The sequence below is a fragment of the Microvirga puerhi genome (assembly GCF_020089865.1).
GTDB classification, from domain to species: Bacteria; Pseudomonadota; Alphaproteobacteria; order Rhizobiales; family Beijerinckiaceae; genus Microvirga; species Microvirga puerhi.
Genome location: NZ_JAIRBM010000005.1, coordinates 2126 through 20816, shown reverse-complemented (window position 1 = coordinate 20816; position 18691 = coordinate 2126). Strand labels below are relative to the sequence as shown.

Sequence of the window (18691 nt, the reverse complement as noted above, 5' to 3'; positions counted from 1 at the left end):
GAGTGTCGCTTCATCGCCCACTTATTTTCATGCTGATTGTCTTTCTTGTCACGCCTAGCTAGCCCATGGACCTCCAGGCCTTCACGGGCTAGGGTCCGCGCCCCATTCAAACAGGTCGCCCATGCCCGCATCGTCCCAGAATTCCCGCCGCATCATGCTGCTGACCGGTGCCAGCCGCGGCATCGGGCATGCCACGGTCAAGCGCTTCTCGGCGGCCGGCTGGCGGGTCATTACCTGCTCGCGTCACGCCTTCCCAGAGAACTGCCCCTGGGAGATGGGTCCCGAGGACCATCTCCAGGTCAATCTCGCGGATGCGAACGATACGCGCCGGGCCATCGCGGAGGTGAAGGAGCGACTCGCGGCTGAGGGCGGGGTGCTCCATGCTCTCGTCAACAATGCCGGCATCTCCCCCAAAGGCCCTGGTGGCGCACGTCTCGGAACGCTCAACACGTCCTATGAGGACTGGGTGCAGGTGTTCCAGGTGAATTTCTTCGCCTCCATCATGCTGGCTCGGGGCCTCATGGACGAGCTGACGAAGGCGAAGGGCTCGGTGGTCAACGTGAGCTCCATCGCCGGCTCGCGGGTCCATCCCTTCGCCGGCGCAGCCTATGCCACGTCCAAGGCGGCGTTGGCCGCCCTCACCCGCGAAATGGCGGCCGATTTCGGTCCGATCGGAGTCCGGGTCAACGCCATCTCGCCGGGCGAGATCGACACCTCGATCCTCTCTCCCGGCACGGAGAAGCTGGTCGAGCAGATCCCCATGCGCCGCCTCGGCACGCCCGATGAGGTGGCAAAGGCCATCTACTTCCTGTGCACCGACGCCTCGTCCTACGTGAACGGCGCCGAACTGCACATCAACGGCGGCCAGCACGTTTAGACCTCTGCGTGATGTGACCCGCGCCTGATCGGCCTCCAGGTCCTGGAATTGTCTTTTTCCGGGAACCTTCCGGGACATCCTCCATCCAATCGAACATGCCGGGCAAGAAGCCCGGTCGGAGAGAGGATGGGATCATGTCGTTGCGCTTCGCCACCGCCGCCGCTGCATTCGCGGCACTCACCCTGCCCGCCTTCGCGGCCGATCAGGTCGAGAAGGCGCCCCCGTCCGGCCCCTACAAGAAGGTGAGCGAGCTTGTGAAGCTGCCCGACTTCCTTCCCGGGCTCGGACAGCTCTATGTCGATCCGAAAACCCTGCCGGCTGGTCCTTTCCTGGCCTATGACCACAATGGTAGGCTCGTCAGCACGATCTACATGCTGCCGCTCGACGATCTGTCGAACAAGGACAAGAAGTTCGACGATCTCGCCTCCCCCGGCGGCAAGGTCGACCACGTCAGCGTGTCCTACAATGCCGGCCACCCGGGCGTGGAGAAGCCTCATACCCATGTGGTGCTGTGGCACGTCGCGAAACCCGAGGAAGCGCGGGTCGCGAAATGATCCTGTCGCGGCGACATGTCCTGTGGAGCGGCATGGCCCTTCTGGCCTTGCCGCGATCGGCCGGGCCGGCCTGGGCCGATGACGAGGGCCCGATCGACATCGTCATGCACGGCAATGTCGACGGATCCCATGTCTGGTTCGATCCGGTCGGTATCGCCATCCTGCCCGGTCGAACCGTCCGGTGGACGAACCGCGATCCGGGAAACGCCCACACGGCCACTTCCTATCATCCCGACAATTTCCAGCATCCGCTCCGGATTCCTAAGGACGCCACCCCGTGGAATTCGGATTACCTGCTCCCGGACGAGAGCTTCTCGGTCGTCCTCGCGGTCGAGGGAGTCTACGACTATTTCTGCATTCCTCACGAGCATGCGGGAATGGTCGGGCGGATTGTCGTGGGTCGGCCGGGCAGCATTCCGAAGGAGAATGTCTCATCGGCTCAGCCTCAAGGAACGAAGCCGATCCCGGAAGCTGCCGCGCACGGTTTCCCCTCCGTCGAGGAGATCGTCCAGCAGGGCACCATTCGCCGAACCTGACGCTATATTCAGCAGTGGCCGTTCTGCCGGAAAGGCCACTGCCACCCCTTGGTCCTGGGACCGAAGGAGGCTTCGATGCCACCTGCCCTTCCATATGAAAAAGACGTCTCCGCGCTCGACGGCCTCGACGATGGCGTTCTCGTCGCCCTGGCCCGGGAGCATAACGGCGCGGCCTTCCGCCTCATCATGCAGCGACACAACCGCCGCCTCTATCGCGTGGCACGCAGCGTTTTGAGCGATGATGCGGAAGCCGAGGATGTCGTCCAGGAAGCCTATGTCCGCGCCTTCACTCATCTCGGTGATTTCCGGGGAGAAGCACGCCTGTCGACGTGGCTCACCCGCATCGCCCTCAACGAGGCGCTCGGTCGTCTCCGGCACAGGCGCCCGAGCGTCGAGCTGAAGCAGCTCGACGAATGGAGCGAGCAGCGCAAAGCGCGGGTGATCCTGTTCCCGACCGCCGAGCGAGATGGGGATCCGGAGGCGGCGGCGGCACGAGCCGAGGTCCGTCGTCTCCTCGAGCGGGCCGTCGATCAGTTGCCCGATCCGTTCCGCGTGGTCTTCGTGCTGCGGGACATGGAGGAAATGAGCATCGAGGAAACCGCCCAGCAGCTCGGCCTGAAGGCGGAGACGGTGAAGACGAGGTTGCATCGCGCCAGGCGCCTTCTGCGGCGCGCCCTCGATCAGACCTTGTCGTCCGCGCTCACCGACGCCTTTCCCTTCGCGGGTGCCCGCTGTGCGCGGATTACGCAAAACGTCCTGGCGCGGCTCGAACGTCCCGAACCGCGCCAAGCATGAAATATGCCCGCCGTTACGCCGCCTCTGCCGGCCACGGACCGAGGTAGCGCGACTGCGGCCGGATGATACGGCCGGTCTTGGCCTGCTCGACCGCATGAGCAACCCAGCCGCCCGTACGGCCGGCGCCGAACAGGGGCGTGAAGCCCTCGCGCGGCACTCCGAGCGCCTCCAGCAGAAGTGCGGTGTAGAACTCCACATTGGTATCGAGCCGCCGGCCCGGCTTGCGCCGCGCCAGAACCTGGAGGGCGGTGGCCTCCACCGCCTCCGCGAAAGCGATGCGATTGTCCCGGCCCTTGAGCCGGGAAACGGCGCCTTTGAGCACGTCGGCACGCGGATCGCGGACCTTGTAGACCCGGTGGCCGAAACCCATGAGCCGCTCATTCCGGCCGATCGCCGCATCGAGCCAGGCCTCGGCCCGGTCCGCGGTTCCGATGTCGTCGAGCATGTCGAGCACCGGCCCTGGCGCGCCGCCATGAAGGGGCCCCTTGAGGGCGCAGAGCCCCGCCACCACGGCCGAGAGCAGGCCAGCCTCCGTCGAGGCCACGACCCTGGCGGTGAAGGTGGAAGCGTTGAGCCCATGGTCGAGGATGGTAACGAGATAGGTATCGAGCGCCTTCGCTTCGTTCGCATCCGGGGTCGCGCCACGCAGCATGCGCAGCAGATCGGCCGCGTGTCCGGCCGCAGGATCGGGAGCGAGCGGCGAGAGGCCCTGCGCGCCGCGCACGGCCATGGCGGCGGCGACCGCAGCACCACCAACCGCGAGGGTAGCAGGGGCCCCGTCGGAATCGGGCAGCGCCGCGAGCAGGAGGCGCATGCCTTCAACCGGGGTGAGGCCGCGCAGGTGAGGCGCGAGCGGCGAGAGCAGCGCGAAGGCTCGCGCCCGACCTTGCCCGAGGGCCGTACGCGCATCCGTAGCTAGCGGCACCAGCCCGTCCCAGAGCAGTGCCATGGCGTCCTCGTAGGACACCCGGCCGGCCAACTCCTCAAGATCATGACCGCGAATGATCAGGCGACCTGCTTCCCCGTCCACGTGGCTGAGGATTGTTTCCGCGGCAATGACGTCGTCGAGACCGATAGACATGAGGCAACTCCTTTTTCGGTCGGAGCTTCACGCCGGGATTGTGCAAGGGTCAACCTTGAATCAACATATCAACATATGAGCACCTCGTCCCTCGACATGACATCCGCGGAAGACGCGGCCGGCCGCCTCGGCATCAGCCGCGCGAGCCTCTATGCCTATGTCAGCCGTGGCCTGATCCGCTCCTTCTCGTCGCCTCACGATCCGCGACAGAAGCTCTACGCCCTCGAAGACGTGGAAGCGCTTGCAGAGCGCAAGGCTCGGTTCCGGAGACCGGCGGTGGCTGCTGCCACCGCGCTCGACTGGGGGCTTCCGGTCCTTGAGACGAGCATCACCCAGATCAAGGACGGGCGCCTGTTCTATCGGGAACAGGATGCGATTGCGCTCTCGGCCTCTGCATCGCTGGAGGAAACAGCCTGTCTGCTGATCGGCGGGCTCGACGACACCGCTTTCAGGCAATCGTCCAGATCCCCGGAGACGTTTTCGGATCCGGCCTGCGGCCCTTATTCATACGTGACCCAGGCGGTCCGCCTCCTCTCCGCGCCCGCTCCCAGGGAGACCCGCTCGGCAGAGGTCGCGGCGATTCTGCGGCTCATGGCGGCAGCCAGTACTGGGCGGGACCCGGGCGTGGAGCCTCTGCATCGCCACCTTGCCAACGCCTGGGCCGCGCCGCAGGCAGCGGATGCGATCCGCCGCGCCCTCGTGCTCTGTGCCGACCATGAACTCAGCGCCTCCGCTTTCGCCGTACGGGTGACGGCGTCCACGGGCGCCTCCTTACGCAATGCGGTCATTGCCGGCCTCGCTGCCCTGAGCGGCCCCTATCACGGCGGCATGACCGAACGGGTCAGGGCGTTTCTGGAGGCCCCCAAGGGCCCCTCTCCCGCCGGGTTCCGCCATCGGCTCTATCCGGACGGCGATCCGCGAGCCCAGGCGCTTCTGGAGAACGTTCCGCTTCTATCCTCCGACGCCACGATCCTGCGCGCGGCCGCGAGCGCATCCGGCACCAAGCCGAGCGTCGATACGGCCCTCGTGATGGTGGAGCGCGCCTATGGCCTTCCCACGGGGGCGGCTTTCGTGCTGTTTGCCGTCGGCCGGACCGCCGGCTGGCTCGCCCATGCCATCGAGCAGCGCAGCCAGGCGACCCTGATCCGCCCGCGAGCCCGTTATGTCGTCACCGGGGAGACGCCGTCCACATGAGCACCGATCGGCTCTACCCGAGCAGACCCTATCTCGCCGCCTCCGTCGCCGTCTTCCGCAACGGGCGCGTGCTTCTCGCCTCTCGCGGCAAGCCTCCAGGTGAGGGCCTGTTTTCCCTTCCCGGCGGCCAGGTGGAGGCGGGTGAAACCATGGCCGAAGCGGCCTTGCGGGAACTTCACGAGGAGGTCGGTGTTAAGGCCAAGCTGATCGGCCTGATCGCCCCCGTGGAATTCATTGAACGGGATGCGGAAGGCCGTATAAAGCACCATGTCGTCATCGCCGCCCATGCCGCGCGCTGGGTTTCCGGCGAACCTCGGACAGGCCCGGAAGCAAAGGAAATCCGTTGGGTCACAGAGCGGGATATCGTCGATCTGCCCATGACGCCGGGCCTCACCTCCATTCTGGAACAGGCTTTCATCATCGAGCGGCGGGACGTAAGGCCATGAGGCAGGGCCTCCTGATCGCGACGGCGCTTCTTGCGACCATCGGGCCAGCGAGCGCCCAGAATTTCTTCGAGCGGCTCTTCGGCCCGCCCCGGCAGCCTGAACTGAGTCCGCAGCCCCAATATCAGCCGCAGTACCGACCGCCGCCACAACAGCGGCGCGCTCCGGCGCAGCAGCGTCCCGCTTCCCCTCCGAAGGAAAAGGAGCAGAAAGCGGAGCCGGCGCCCCCCGTGGAGCCGCCCCCTGCTCCTTACGAGAAGGACCTGCTCAGGCTCGCCGAGATCATGGGTTCGCTTGCACTCCTGCGTCCCCTATGTTCGGCCCCCGATGGGAGCGAATGGCAGACCCGCATGCAGGCCCTGCTCGATGCGGAAGGCACGACGCCCGGCCGAAAGGAAAGGCTCGCCGGGGCCTACAACAAGGGCTACCAAGCCTATGCGCTGACCTATCGGATCTGCACGGCGTCCGCGCAGGATGCTTCGACCCGATACCTCCGGGAAGGTGAGACGCTCGCACGGAACATTTCCAGCCGCTACGGCGGTTGATTTATCCACATTTTTCGGTGGATGCCCCCTCGCATTAACCTCTTTGCAAGGAGATGCTGGCGATGGGCGGACGCACTGACTACATTCGGGTCAACCGAACACGCGCCGCCCCGTCAAAGGGGCCTGGATCATGAACGACAACGACGTCCTCCTCCCAGACATGCCGGAACTCAGCGCCATTAAGCAGGCCGCCCTGAGCTATGTGACCGAAGCATTTGCTGAGGCCGAGCTCGATGGGCTCGATGGCGACTGCATGGCGCAGGCCGCGCTTTTCGCCGCCTTTGCGGAGCTCGTCGCCACCTATGGCGAGGACGCGGTTGCAGAATATGCCGCGACCCTGCCGGACAAGATCCGCAGCGGCGGTTTTTCGATGGCACTGAAGCACTAGCTTTTCACCATTCTGCCCATACCTTTGCATCGCGGGCGAGTGCTTCCGCGACCAAGTTTCTTTCATCGCCGTTTTTCATTGCCGATCGCCCATACCCGAAGCCCCTCCATGTCCGAAGCCCCAATCGACAGCGCCTTGAAATTCGATCCTTCCCGTGCGGGAGAATACGACCGTCAGAGCCGCATTGCCCTCGCCGGTTACGATGCCTGTCATGAACTGACCGCCTGCATGTTGTCGTCCACGCTAGGCTCCGGAGCACCGGCGCAGATCCTGGTGGCCGGGGTCGGCACGGGCCAGGAGATTCTGTCGATCGCGCCGTTCGAGCCCCTGTGGCACTTCACGGCGGTGGATCCGGCAGCGCCGATGATGGAAGTGGCCAAGACCCGGCTGGCCGAGGCAAACCTTACGGAAAGAACCACGCTCCATCTCGGCTATGTCGAGGACCTGCCGGAAGATGCACGTTTCGACGCTGCGACCCTGATCGGCGTCCTGCATCACCTGCCGGGCGATGCCGCCAAGAAGAAGATTCTTTCCTCCCTCGCGTCCCGGCTGAAGCCTGGAGGCGCCTTCGTTCTTGCCGGCAATTGCTTTTCCTATCAGAGCCACCCGCGTCTCCTGAAGGCCTGGCGTCAGCGCTGGATCATGCAGGGAGCCTCGGCTGAAGCGGCGGATGCCAAGCTCGCCAAAATCCTTGCGGGCGCCGATCCGCCACACTCGGAAGAAGCGATTGCGGAACTCCTCGACGAGGCTGGGTTCGAGCCGCCGACCCGCTTCTTTGCGAGCCTGTTCTGGGGTGCTTGGCTGACCCGGAAGGTGCAGTAGCAGTCCCGCCCGTTCGCCTGAAAAATCTTGACCTCTGCGCCGGAATGATGTTGATCCGGCGTATGATCACGACCTGCCCCTTCGCCGTTTCGTATTATCCGCCGTCTTCATAGAAGCGGCACGGGTCGATCAATTCTGTCGAAATGGTGCCGCCGCATGGCGGCGTTTTCATTTCAGCACTGCCCTGCGGTGGCCGAACTCTCCGAGGACCGCATGAGCACGCTTCCCCTTCCCTCTTCCCCTGTCGACGCGCATGTCCGCATGCGTCCGACGGGCCGCCGTCGCAGTCTCGCCATCGTCGGCGTCGGCGCGTTCGGTGAATTCTGCATCGAACACCTGAAACCGTTCTTCGATCTTCTGATCTGCGATCCGAAGCGGGATCTGACATCCATCTGCCAACGCTGGGACGTGGCGTCGGTGGATCTGGAGACGGCCGCGCGACAGGACATCGTGCTCCTGGCGGTGCCGCTTCGGAGCCTTCGCATGGTGGTGCGCGCCATGGCGCCGCACATGCGCGCCGGCTCACTCGTCATCGACGTCTGCTCCGTGAAGATCGAGCCGCTGGCGATCCTGACGGAGGAACTGCCGAAAGAAATCCATCTCGTCGGCACTCATCCGCTTTTCGGACCGCAAAGCGGGCGGAACGGAATCGCGGGCCTTCGCATCGCGCTCTGCGCGCCGGGCAGCGTGCAAGGCATGATCGTCGCCCGCTTCCTACGCCGGCATCTCGCCCTCGATGTCATCAAGACGACGGCGGAGACTCACGACCGGCAGATGGCCTATGTCCAAGGCCTCACGCATCTTCTCGGCCGCGTTGCCGCGACCATGGACCTGCCGCATCTCGATCTGGCGACCGCCTCCTTCGTCCATCTCAGGAGCATGATGGAGATGGTGCGGCACGACTCGGACGAGCTGTTCCGCACTATCGTCCTCGACAATCCCTATGGCCGCGAGGTGATGAGCTCTTTCGTTTCTGCTGCGAGGGAAGTGCTGCAACCGGTGAGCTTGCCGTCAAGTCGCATGCTTTGAAAGGCGAGCCTCTACTGTCATTCCGGGGCGAGCGGCAGCGAGAGCCCGGAACCCATAAACACCAGGGCTCCAGGATGAAAACCGAAGTCAGCCGCTGCTCACTTCTCTGAAACGTTAGCGGCTATGGGTTTCCCCGCTTCACGTGGCCCTACGGGTCGGGCCCAGCGCTGTGCGCTGTCCCGGAATGACGGATGTGTGTTCTGGTGGTCGCGGCTATTCTACCCGCGCACCGTCTCCTCGAAGCGCACGACTTCGCCCTGCGAATCTGCATCGAGAGAGCCGTCCCACATCACCACGTTTCCGCGCACGATCGTGCCTATGGGCCAGCCTGTGACGGTGACGCCGTCATAGGGTGTCCAGCCGCATTTCGACGCGATCCAGTCGTTGGTGATCGTCTCGCGGCGCTTCAGGTCCACGATGGTGAAATCCGCGTCGTAGCCGACGGCAATGCGTCCCTTTCCGGCGATACCGAACAGGCGCTTCGGCCCGGCGCTGGTCATGTCGACGAAGCGCTCCAGCGTCAGCCGGCTGGCGTTCACGTGATCGAGCATGATTGGAACGAGGGTCTGCACGCCGGTCATGCCGGAAGGCGAGTTCGGATAGGGCTTGTCCTTCTCGACTCGCGTATGCGGCGCGTGGTCCGAACCCAAAATGTCGGCGATGCCCTCGTCGAGGCCGTGCCAGAGCGCGGCGCGATGCATCTCGTCGCGCACGGGCGGATTCATCTGCACATAGGTGCCGTGACGCTCATAGGCCTCCGGCGCAACGAGGGTCAGGTGATGAGGCGTCACCTCCACCGTGACGAGGTCCTTGTGATCCTTCAGCAGCGCCATTTCCTCGGCGGTGGTGACATGCAGGACGTGGATGCGGGCGCCCGTGTCCCGGGCGATGCGCACGAGACGCTTCGTGCAGGTGAGCGCGACCTCGGCGGAGCGCCAGACCGGATGGGAGCGAGGATCGCCCTCGACCCGCAGGCCCTTTCGCTCACGCAGCATGGCCTCGTCCTCGGAATGAAAGGCCGCCCGCCGGCGCGTACGCCGCAGAATCTGGGCGATTCCTTCGTCGTCTTCGATCAGGAGCGACCCGGTCGAGGAGCCCATGAAAACCTTGATGCCGGCCGCTCCCGGAAGACGCTCCAGCTCGGCCACGTGGCTCGCGTTCTCGTGCGTGCCGCCGACCCAGAAGGCGAAATCGCAGTGCATGCGGTGATGCCCGCGTGCGATCTTGTCGGCGAGCGCCTCCGGCGTGGTGGTCTGCGGCTCCGTGTTCGGCATCTCGAAAACCGTCGTGACACCGCCCATCACGGCCGAGCGGGATCCCGATTCGAGATCCTCCTTGTGATCGAGGCCGGGCTCCCGGAAATGCACCTGTGTATCGATGACGCCGGGAAGGATGTGCAGGCCCTTGCAATCCACTTCTCGCCCTGCGGAGGCGCGCGACAGGTCGCCGATGGCCGCTATTCGACCGTCCTTGATGCCAACGTCTCGCTCGGCGCGTCCGTCGTGATTCACGACGACGCCACCCTTGAGGATCAGGTCGAAGGTCTGGGGCATGCGTTGTCATCCCTTGAGGCTGGTGCCAACTGGGCATATGTCACGCTGCAGCCCAGGGCAACAGGCCAAGTCACTGGACCGAGGCAACAGGTCAAGTCAGCGGAGCAGCAAATGCCGTCAGCTCATCTTCCCGACAGGGGCGTGGTCCGGGTGACCGGCGAGGATGCGAAGAGCTTTCTCGACAACCTCGTCACCTGCGATCTGGAGCGGGTATCCCCGCAGCGGGCCCGACTGGGAGCCCTGCTGACGCCGCAAGGCAAGATCCTGTTCGACTTCATCGTCTTCGCCGCACCGGCCGAAATCGGCGGTGGATACTATCTCGACGTCCTGAAGGTCTTCGCCCCCGATCTCGCCAAGCGCCTGACCTTCTACAAGCTCAGAGCCAAGGTCACGATCGAGGACCTGTCCGATGCATTGGCCGTGGTTGCCGGGTGGGATATGCCGGCACCGACCGACGAGGCGGGCCTCGTCTCGGAGGACCCGCGCCTGCCCGATCTCGGATGGCGGGCTCTCTTGGCCGCTGGGGACGCCGCGGAATTCGCAACCGTACCGGCCGAAGACTACCAGGCTCACCGCATAGCCCTCGGCGTGCCGGAAGGCGGACGGGACTTCCTGTTCGGCGACGCCTTTCCGCACGAAGCTCTGATGGATCAGCTCCACGGAGTCGATTTCGACAAGGGCTGCTATATCGGCCAGGAGGTCGTCTCCCGCATGCAGCATCGCGGCACGGCCCGGACTCGTATCCTGCCGGCGCTGTATGAGGGCGGCTTTGTCGCCGAAGCCGGTGTCGAGGTGACGGCGGGAGAAAAGAATCTCGGCAAGACGGGCAGCGGCGCCCGGGGACGCGGCCTTGTGATGATCCGCCTCGACCGAGCCGCAGATGCCCTCTCCGCCGGGGAAACGATACGGGCGGGCGGCATTCCAGTGACTCTGGAAAGACCCTCCTGGATCCGTTTTCCATTCCCTGGTGAGGCGGATACGAGAGTCTAAAACGCATGTTCCGCCGCCGCAGATGCGGAACGGATGGCTCATGATAGCGTTAGCGTAGGTTAAAGCCCTTACGTCGAAAAGGCGGAGGCGGAATGGTGTAGCGTGGCTGGGGACCCCTCGATGAACTCAATGACAATTCAGCGGCCTGCGGCGCGGGATGAGGGGCTGCTGCAGTTGCTTCTGTCCTCCATCACGGACTACGCCATCTACATGCTGGACACGGCTGGTAACGTGGTGAGCTGGAACGCCGGCGCACAGCGTTTCAAGGGCTACACCGAGGACGAGATCATCGGGGAGCATTTCTCCCGCTTCTATACTGAAGAGGATCAAGCCAAGGGCCTTCCCTCCCGGGCGCTCAGGACAGCGGCCGAACAGGGAAAGTTCGAAGCGGAAGGCTGGCGCGTCCGCAAGGACGGGACTCGCTTCTGGGCCCATGTGGTGATCGATGCCATCCGGAGCCGCGACGGAGACCTGCTCGGCTTCGCCAAGATCACCCGCGACATCTCGGATCGCAAACAGGCCGAGGAGGCGCTCAAGCTCAGCGAGCAACGCTTCCGAACCCTGGTCCAAGGCGTGACCGACTACGCCATCTACATGCTCGACCCGGAAGGATACATCACGAACTGGAACACGGGTGCGCAACGCTTCAAGGGTTACACCGAGGACGAGATCATCGGGACGCATTTCTCCCATTTCTATACGGAGGAGGACCGCACCACGGGCCTACCCTCCCGGGCGCTCAAGACGGCGGTCGAGCAAGGAAAATTCGAGTCTGAAGGCTGGCGCGTCCGCAAAGACGGCACCCGGTTCTTCGCAAGCGCCGTCATCGATCCGATCCGTGACGACACGGGCAAGCTGATCGGCTTTGCCAAGATCACCCGCGACATTACCGAGCGCAAACAGGCGCAGGAAGCCCTCGCCCAGGCCCAGGCGGCCCTTTTCCAGTCCCAGAAGATGGAGGCCGTCGGGCAGCTGACCGGCGGCATCGCTCACGATTTCAACAATCTTCTGACGATCATCGTCAACAATCTCGATCTTCTCACCCGCAATGCCCACGAACCGCGCGACAAGCGGCTGATCCAAAGCGCGCAACGCGCTGCCGACCGGGGCGCCAAGCTGACACAGCAATTGCTGGCCTTCTCGCGCCGGCAGCCGCTTCAGCCTGAGATTAACAACCCCAACAATCTGATCAGGGGGTTCGAGCCGGTGCTGCACCGGGCCTGCGGCGAAACCATCGACTTCCGAATCTCTCTCGACCCGCAGCTCAAGTCCGCGAGCATCGATGGACCGCAATTCGAGACCGCGCTCCTCAACCTCGTCATCAATGCCCGCGATGCCATGCCGGATGGCGGCACCCTGACCGTCTCGTCGCGCAATGTAACGGTCCGGGAGAACGACCGCTACGCCGCCCACCTCAAACCCGGCGTCTATACCTGCGTGACAGTATCCGACACCGGTCATGGCATGTCTCGTGAAGCGGCCGATCACGCGTTCGAGCCCTTTTTCACCACCAAGGAAATCGGAAAGGGAACGGGCCTCGGCCTCAGCCAGGTTTATGGGTTCACGGTCCAATCGGGCGGACATGTCGAAATCGTCAGCGCTCCGGGCAAAGGCACGTCGGTTATCATGCTGCTGCCGGTCCAGGAGGGCGAAGAACAGCAGCCGACAGAGCCGGCAGGAGATGATCAGGAGCTCCGCCGGAGCGCCGGGACGGTGCTGATCGTCGAGGACGAGCCCGAGGTCCTGGAGATCGCGAGCGAAATTTTCGACAGCCTGGGCTATGAGGTTCTGACGGCGATCGACGCCATCGCGGCCCTCGATGTGCTACGCGGAGAGGCTCATATCGACGTGCTCTTCTCCGACGTGGTGATGCCGCGTGGGATGAGCGGCCTCGAGCTGGCCAGAGAAAGCCAGCGGCTGCGTCCGACTATCAAGATCCTCCTGGCCTCCGGCTACCCGATCTCCACGCTTCCGACGCAGGGACTTCCGGAAGGCTCCTCCTTCATCAGCAAGCCGTATAGGTGGACGGAACTGGCCGACAAGCTCAGGCACCTCCGCGCCAGGGGATGAGGCGATCGCTGTCTGGTCCTGGAATCGCTTTGCGTGATGTGAGGCAGCTGAAAATGTGATTGGAAGCGTTTCCCTCGTTCCCTTTATGAAGGGATCACGCATTGACGGGGACGCCATGTACCAGCCGCCTCACTTCCGCGAGGATCGCCTCGATATTCTGCACGGCTTCATCCGGGCGCAGACGCTCGGCATGCTCGTGACCTCGGGGCGTTCCGGTCTCCTGGCCAATCCCATTCCCTTCCTCCTCGACGTGTCCTCGTCGACGAAAGGCGTCCTCAAGGCGCATCTGTCCCGCGCCAATCCGCAATGGCGGGACATCGAATCAGGAGCGGAGGCCCTGGTCATCTTCCAGGGTGTCGACACCTACATCACACCCTCCTGGTATGAGACGAAGCGGGAGACCGGAAAGGTTGTGCCGACCTGGAACTATGCCGTCGTGCAGGCAGCGGGCCCGATGACAATCATGGACGATCCGAACTGGGTCAGGGCGCAGATCGGCGCTCTGACGGCGCAGCAGGAAGGCTCTTTCGCCGAGCCGTGGGCGGTGAGCGACGCCCCGGACGATTTCGTCGCCGCGCAGCTCAAGGGCATCGTCGGCGTGCAGATCGCCATCGCCCGCATCGAAGGCAAATGGAAAGTCAGCCAGAACCGGCCAGAGGGCGATCGCCTGGGCGTCAGCGAGGGCCTGCGCAGCCGCGAGAGCCGAACCGCGCAGGAAATGGCGGACCTCGTCGACCAGCGTGGCGTAAAGAGCTGAAACACCTCTGTTCGCGAGCCTGAAAAAGGACGGCGGGCGAGAAAAAATACTTTTCCGATGATGCGATCTTCCCGTTTCGTTCCGGTGAAGCTAAACGTGTCGCATGACCGATGGACTGATCCTTCACCCCGACCAGAAAGTGCGCTGCTGGTGGCCCGGCACGGACCCTCTTTATGTGACCTATCATGACACCGAATGGGGCGTGCCGGAATTCGACGACCGCGCCCTGTTCGAGAAGCTGATCCTCGATGGCTTTCAGGCCGGCCTGTCCTGGATTACGATCCTGCGCAAGCGCGAGAACTTCCGCCAAGCCTTCGCGGGATTCGACCCTGTCGTGATCGCCCGATTCGATCAGGCGCAGGTGGAGGCGCTCATGCTCGATCCGGGCATCGTGCGCAATCGCGCCAAGATCCAGAGCACCGTCGCAAGCGCGCAGGCCTGGCTCGCCATCCAGGAGCGCGGCGGCTTCTCGCAGTTCCTGTGGAATTTCATCGACGGCCGCCCGGTCCAGAACAACCTCAAGAGCCGCTCCCAGATTAAGCCCGAAACCGAGGTGTCGCGGCGAATTTCCAAGGCCTTGAAGGCCGAAGGCTTCAACTTCGTCGGACCCACTATCGTCTATGCCTTCATGCAGGCGGTCGGCATGGTGAACGACCACCTCACGGGCTGCTTCCGCCACGCGGAGTGCGCGGCCCTCGCCGAGAAGCGGTGATGGCGAAGGAGACACGCGTCTGGCAGCGTATGCTGTCCGGCAGGCGCCTGGATCTCATCAATCCGTCGCCGCTCGACGTGGAACTCGACGACATCGCCCATGGCCTCGCCCGCGTCGCCCGCTGGAACGGGCAGACGGAAGGGTCTCACATCTTCTCGGTCGCGCAGCACAGCCTCCTGGTCGAAGCCATCGCGGATCATCTCGATCCCGGATTGCCGCCGCTCTCGCGATTGGCGGTTCTGCTCCACGATGCGCCCGAATACGTGATCGGCGACATCATCTCCCCCTTCAAGGCCGTGATCGGCGACGCCTATAAGAGCGTCGAGGGGCGGCTTCTCGGCGCCATCCACCTTCATTTCGGCCTTCCGGCCGAGCCGACGGCCACGCTCAAGCGCTTCATCAAGCGGGCTGACCGACAGGCCGCCTATCTCGAGGCGACCCGACTCGCTGGCTTCTCCCGCGAGGAGGCGATCAAGATCTTCGGACGCCCGGAGCCGATGCCCCGCGCAGTCCAGAGCTTCCTCGATCCCTGGCCGGTCGCGGAGGCAGAAGCGCGATATCGGGAGCGGGTTTTGTCCTGCACGGCCACGCCGCCCTGATCGGGCCAACAGCAAGTCCTATCCTCGATCATTCTTTGCCCGGATGCCGATCATGCCCACCCTGCACGTCTGCCCCCTCTCCCGTCTCCAGGACACCGTAACCGAAACCCGTGCCAGCCACGTCGTGACGCTGATCAATGTCGGATCAGTCGTAGAGAGGCCGCAGGGGATCTCGCCGGACCGGCACCTTTTTCTCGGCGTCAGCGACATTATCGAACCGCTGGACGGCCACATTCTTCCAGCATCCGATCATATCGAACAACTTCTCACCTTCGTCCGCGCCTGGGGGCGGGAAAGCCCTCTCGTGTTCCATTGCTGGGCCGGCATCAGCCGTTCGACGGCGGCCGCCTTCATCTCGGCCTGCGCGCTCGTGCCCGAAAGGAATGAGGCGGACATCGCACAGGCCCTCCGCCTTGCCTCCCCGACCGCGACCCCGAACGCCAAGTTCGTCGCACTCGCCGACGACATCCTCGGACGCCAGGGCCGAATGGTCGAGGCCATCCACGGCATCGGCCGCGGGGCGGAGGCTATGGAGGGCACGCCCTTCATGTTACAGCTTAGCAGGGGCTAGCCGACGTCGCTTGATGCGCGTGTCGCTACCCATGGGTAAAGCCGAGGGGGCACACCTTGGACGATGTCGAGATTCTGCTGCTTGTGCTGCTCGCGCTCGCCTTTCCGATCAGCGCGATCACCGGTCTGGTGCTGGCGATCAAGGCACGCCGTAGCATCGCGATCCTCACCGCACGTATCGAGCGCCTCGAAGGGGCCGTGCGGGAAGGTTTTGTCCCAAGCTCGTCAGTCGCGCCGGAGGCTCCGGTCGGAGAGACATCTCCGCTTCCCGTCGAGATTCCGGAGCATGTGCGAGCGGCAGAGCCCGAACCCGATGTCGCGCCGCCTGAGCCGCCGAGAGCACCGGTTCCTTCCATTGCCCCAGCTCCGCCTTCCGCTGCCAACGACGACCGCCGATTCGAGGAAAAGCTCGGCACCCGCTGGGCCGTCTGGGTCGGTGGTCTCGCCCTCGCGCTCGGCGGCATCTTCCTGGTGCGTTATTCCATCGAGCAGAATCTGCTCAGCCCGGCGACACGCATCGTCCTCGGCGGACTGTTCGCCCTTGGTCTCATTGGCGCAGGCGAATGGCTGAGACGCCGGGAACAGGCGATTGCCCTGCCGGGGATCCCAGCGGCCAACGTGCCGAGCATCCTGACAGCTGCCGGCACCTGCACCGCCTTCGCATCCGCCTATGCGGCCTATGCACTTTATGACCTTGTCGGGCCGGGAACGACCTTCGTCGTCCTCGGCCTCATTGCGGTGCTCGCGATGGTGGCCGCGACGCTGCACGGACCGGCCCTGGCGGCCCTCGGACTCGTCGGCGCCCTGGGAAGCCCTCTGCTCGTTTCATCGGACGAGCCGCAGCCTTGGGTCCTTGTCATCTATCTCGCCTTCGTGGTGCTTCCGGCCTACGGCGTGGCTCGCCTTCGGCTTTGGCGCTGGCTGGCCCTGGCGGGTGCAGCCGGTGCGCTGCTCTGGACGCTGCCGATCTTCTGGATCGATCAGGCAGCAGCCCTGCCCGCCATGATTCACGTCGCCCTTCAGACCGCCTTCGCGGCCTTCTTCCTGACGATCGAGCCTTATCGGAATGCATCCGACGAGGGAGCGGCGCTCGACCGCCCAGCAAACCTCGTCCTGATGGTCTTTGCCGCTGCGAGTGTCATCCTCGCCAGCTCCGTCGCAGTGGGAGATGCACGACCCGTCTTCATCGGGGCTGTCGCACTGATCCTCCTCGCCACGGGGCTGCGCATTCCCCAAGCGGCAGCGGCCACCGGAGGCGCGGCCCTTGCTGCGGTCGGCACTCTCGTGGTCTGGCCGATCAGGACCCTGCTCCGCCAAGATCCCGAAAATCTGTTCTACCAATCCGGCGACGCCTTCGCGGTACGGCCGGACGCCCTCGGCACCTATCTCACCTTTGCGGTGCTGTCGGTCCCGATTATCGCCGGCGCGTCTCTCGTCCGATTGTCCCGGTCCCGCGAACTGCCTGTCCCCGTTGCGGCCTGGTATGCCGGAGCGGCGACGGCGTTTCCCCTGCTCGCCCTGGTGGCCGCCTATTGGCGGATCGCCGAACTGGAGCGAAGCCTGTCCTTCGCACTCGTGGCAGCCGCTCTCGCCCTGGCTTTCGTCTATGCCACCGTCTGGCTGCGCCGCATCCCGGACGCCGAGGCTGCCGCCCCGGTCCATCTCGGCATCGGAGCAACCGCCTCCTCAGCCCTGGGAGCCCTGGCTCTCGGGCTTACATTTGCTCTCGACAAGGGAATGCTGACGGTCGCCTTCGCCCTTACCGCCCTCGCTACGGCCTGGGTGGCCGAGCGGGTTGCCATTCCGGTCCTGCGCTATGCGGTCGGTGCCATCGGCTTCATCGTTCTCGGACGTCTCATTTGGAGCCCGACTATCGTCGAGGGGAATCCCGGCCCGATCCTCGTCAATTGGCTGTTCTGGGGCTATGGCATCCCGGCGCTCGCCTTTTTTCTGGCGAGCCGCCTCCTAGAGCGTACCGGTCGCGATCTAGTCGTCAGGCTCACGGAGAGTCTCGCCATCGTCTTCGCGGCCTTCCTCGTGTTCTTCGAAATCCGCCACGCCCTGAACGACGGCGACCCGTTGGCCGCACGTTTCGGGCTCCTTGAGGCGGGACTCGTTGCGACCGAAAGTCTCGTCTTCGCGCTTCTTCTCACCCGCCTCGATCTTCGCAGGACCGATCCGGTCTATCGTTGGGGTTCGCTCGTCTTCAAGGTCGTCTCGATTGCCCTGTCCGCAGGCGGGCTTCTGATAGTCAACAACCCGCTCTTCACCGATGAGCCGGTTCCTGGCGGCATTTTCTTCAATGCTCTGATCCCAGCCTATCTCGTGCCGATGATCCTGACCGTCCTCCTTGCCCTCCAGGAACGAGGCGTCAGACCACCTCTTTATTCCTGGACGTCGGCCATCCTCGGCCTGCTCCTTCAAGTGACCTATGTGGGTCTGGAAATCCGGCGGATTTTCCAGGGGCCGGAACTCGGCTATTGGCGCGGGTTCACCCAGGGCGAGCAATGGGCCTATTCGGTCGCGCTTCTCGTCACCGGCATCGTGCTTCTGGGCGTGGGCCTCCTGCGCGACATTCGCTTTGCCCGCCTCGCTTCGGCGGTCTATCTTGTTTTCGCCGTTCTGAAGGTGTTCATCGTCGATCTGGCCAATCTGGAGGGCGTCATGCGGGCCCTGTCCTTTATCGGCCTCGGCCTTGTTCTCATCGGCATCGGTCTCGTTTATCAGAGACTGCTCGCACACCGGCCAGGCGATGCCACGGCCACACAATAGAATTCGACGGAGGACCCCAGTTTGGCGGACGGCGGCATGAGCGATACAACTTCCATCAAGACGCTTCCTTTTGAGAAGGCTCTGGCCGAGCTCGAGGAAATCGTGCGGCGCCTCGAGCGCGGCGATGTCCCGCTCGAGGATTCGATCGCCATTTACGAGCGTGGCGAGGCACTTAAGAAGCATTGCGAGCAGCTGCTCAAGAAGGCGGAAGCCCGAATCGAGAAGATCACCATCGGTCCGGACGGCCAAGCTTCGGGAAAAACACCGCTCGATGTGGACGAATAGTCTCAGATTCTTTCGTGAAAATGGCCCAGTCCGACGTTTGACCCGTCTCCATCGGCACACTATGTGGCAAGAAGTATCCTTCTTGTAACGCCCTAACGAGAACACCTTTGTCCACACCC

20 protein-coding genes are annotated in these 18691 nt (G+C 64.2%); 18 read left to right on the top strand and 2 right to left on the bottom strand.

Going from position 1 to position 18691, the window contains the following annotated elements:
* The first annotated feature begins 154 nt into the window (after positions 1-154).
* The 4 genes from K9B37_RS07955 (at position 155) to K9B37_RS07940 (ending at position 2762) form a co-directional block, all read left to right on the top strand.
* Positions 155-877 (top strand): SDR family NAD(P)-dependent oxidoreductase, encoded by a 723-nt coding sequence (locus K9B37_RS07955; protein ID WP_224312821.1) that lies wholly within the window; start codon positions 155-157, stop codon positions 875-877.
* 134 nt (positions 878-1011) lie between these two features.
* Entirely contained in the window at positions 1012-1431 is a 420-nt protein-coding gene (locus K9B37_RS07950; protein WP_224312555.1) for a DUF5602 domain-containing protein, read from the top strand.
* Positions 1428-1967 (top strand): plastocyanin/azurin family copper-binding protein, encoded by a 540-nt coding sequence (locus K9B37_RS07945; protein ID WP_224312554.1) that lies wholly within the window; start codon positions 1428-1430, stop codon positions 1965-1967. The genes K9B37_RS07950 and K9B37_RS07945 overlap by 4 nt, the downstream gene beginning before the upstream one ends.
* A gap of 75 nt (positions 1968-2042) precedes the next feature.
* The gene (locus tag K9B37_RS07940; protein WP_224312553.1) at positions 2043-2762 is read left to right on the top strand and encodes an RNA polymerase sigma factor; all 720 of its coding nucleotides are present in this window, start codon (positions 2043-2045) and stop codon (positions 2760-2762) included.
* A gap of 13 nt (positions 2763-2775) precedes the next feature.
* On the opposite strand, the gene K9B37_RS07935 is transcribed toward K9B37_RS07940, so the two are convergent.
* Positions 2776-3843, bottom strand: a complete 1068-nt coding sequence (locus tag K9B37_RS07935; protein ID WP_224312552.1) for a citrate synthase/methylcitrate synthase — start codon at positions 3841-3843, stop codon at positions 2776-2778.
* Positions 3844-3918: 75 nt separating this feature from the next.
* On the opposite strand from K9B37_RS07935, the gene K9B37_RS07930 reads away from it, so the two are divergent.
* The 6 genes from K9B37_RS07930 to K9B37_RS07905 all read left to right on the top strand — a co-directional run bounded on the left by K9B37_RS07930 (position 3919) and on the right by K9B37_RS07905 (position 8264).
* Positions 3919-5037 (top strand): citrate synthase family protein, encoded by a 1119-nt coding sequence (locus tag K9B37_RS07930; protein ID WP_224312551.1) that lies wholly within the window; start codon positions 3919-3921, stop codon positions 5035-5037.
* Complete coding sequence (locus K9B37_RS07925) at positions 5034-5483, top strand: NUDIX hydrolase (RefSeq protein ID WP_224312550.1); 450 nt, start codon at positions 5034-5036, stop codon at positions 5481-5483. The genes K9B37_RS07930 and K9B37_RS07925 overlap by 4 nt, the downstream gene beginning before the upstream one ends.
* Positions 5480-6025 (top strand): TIGR02301 family protein, encoded by a 546-nt coding sequence (locus K9B37_RS07920; protein ID WP_224312549.1) that lies wholly within the window; start codon positions 5480-5482, stop codon positions 6023-6025. Before K9B37_RS07925 ends, K9B37_RS07920 begins: the two co-directional genes overlap by 4 nt.
* A 130-nt stretch (positions 6026-6155) precedes the next feature.
* Positions 6156-6413 carry a hypothetical protein gene (locus K9B37_RS07915; protein ID WP_224312548.1) on the top strand — a complete coding sequence of 86 codons (258 nt, stop codon included), beginning with the start codon at positions 6156-6158 and terminating at the stop codon, positions 6411-6413.
* A 108-nt stretch (positions 6414-6521) separates the two neighbouring features.
* A complete protein-coding gene (locus K9B37_RS07910) occupies positions 6522-7235 on the top strand; it encodes a class I SAM-dependent methyltransferase (RefSeq protein WP_224312547.1) in 714 nt (237 codons plus the stop codon).
* A gap of 213 nt (positions 7236-7448) precedes the next feature.
* A complete protein-coding gene (locus K9B37_RS07905) occupies positions 7449-8264 on the top strand; it encodes a prephenate dehydrogenase/arogenate dehydrogenase family protein (protein WP_224312546.1) in 816 nt (271 codons plus the stop codon).
* A gap of 218 nt (positions 8265-8482) precedes the next feature.
* On the opposite strand, the gene K9B37_RS07900 is transcribed toward K9B37_RS07905, so the two are convergent.
* Complete coding sequence (locus tag K9B37_RS07900; RefSeq protein WP_224312545.1) at positions 8483-9817, bottom strand: dihydroorotase; 1335 nt, start codon at positions 9815-9817, stop codon at positions 8483-8485.
* A gap of 111 nt (positions 9818-9928) precedes the next feature.
* Between K9B37_RS07900 and ygfZ the strand changes: the two genes are divergently transcribed.
* The 8 genes from ygfZ (at position 9929) to K9B37_RS07860 (ending at position 18572) form a co-directional block, all read left to right on the top strand.
* Positions 9929-10807 carry a CAF17-like 4Fe-4S cluster assembly/insertion protein YgfZ gene (gene ygfZ / locus K9B37_RS07895; protein ID WP_224312544.1) on the top strand — a complete coding sequence of 293 codons (879 nt, stop codon included), beginning with the start codon at positions 9929-9931 and terminating at the stop codon, positions 10805-10807.
* 120 nt (positions 10808-10927) lie between these two features.
* A complete protein-coding gene (locus K9B37_RS07890) occupies positions 10928-12877 on the top strand; it encodes a hybrid sensor histidine kinase/response regulator (protein WP_224312543.1) in 1950 nt (649 codons plus the stop codon).
* Positions 12878-12992: 115 nt separating this feature from the next.
* Entirely contained in the window at positions 12993-13634 is a 642-nt protein-coding gene (locus tag K9B37_RS07885) for an FMN-binding negative transcriptional regulator (protein WP_224312542.1), read from the top strand.
* A gap of 103 nt (positions 13635-13737) precedes the next feature.
* Entirely contained in the window at positions 13738-14346 is a 609-nt protein-coding gene (locus K9B37_RS07880; RefSeq protein WP_224312541.1) for a DNA-3-methyladenine glycosylase I, read from the top strand.
* A complete protein-coding gene (locus K9B37_RS07875) occupies positions 14346-14945 on the top strand; it encodes an HD domain-containing protein (protein WP_224312540.1) in 600 nt (199 codons plus the stop codon). Before K9B37_RS07880 ends, K9B37_RS07875 begins: the two co-directional genes overlap by 1 nt.
* Before the next feature lie 52 nt (positions 14946-14997).
* A complete protein-coding gene (locus tag K9B37_RS07870) occupies positions 14998-15516 on the top strand; it encodes a tyrosine phosphatase family protein (RefSeq protein WP_224312539.1) in 519 nt (172 codons plus the stop codon).
* A gap of 56 nt (positions 15517-15572) precedes the next feature.
* Positions 15573-18287 carry a DUF2339 domain-containing protein gene (locus tag K9B37_RS07865; protein WP_224312538.1) on the top strand — a complete coding sequence of 905 codons (2715 nt, stop codon included), beginning with the start codon at positions 15573-15575 and terminating at the stop codon, positions 18285-18287.
* Positions 18288-18323: 36 nt separating this feature from the next.
* Positions 18324-18572 (top strand): exodeoxyribonuclease VII small subunit, encoded by a 249-nt coding sequence (locus K9B37_RS07860; RefSeq protein ID WP_224312537.1) that lies wholly within the window; start codon positions 18324-18326, stop codon positions 18570-18572.
* Positions 18573-18691: the final 119 nt, after the last annotated feature.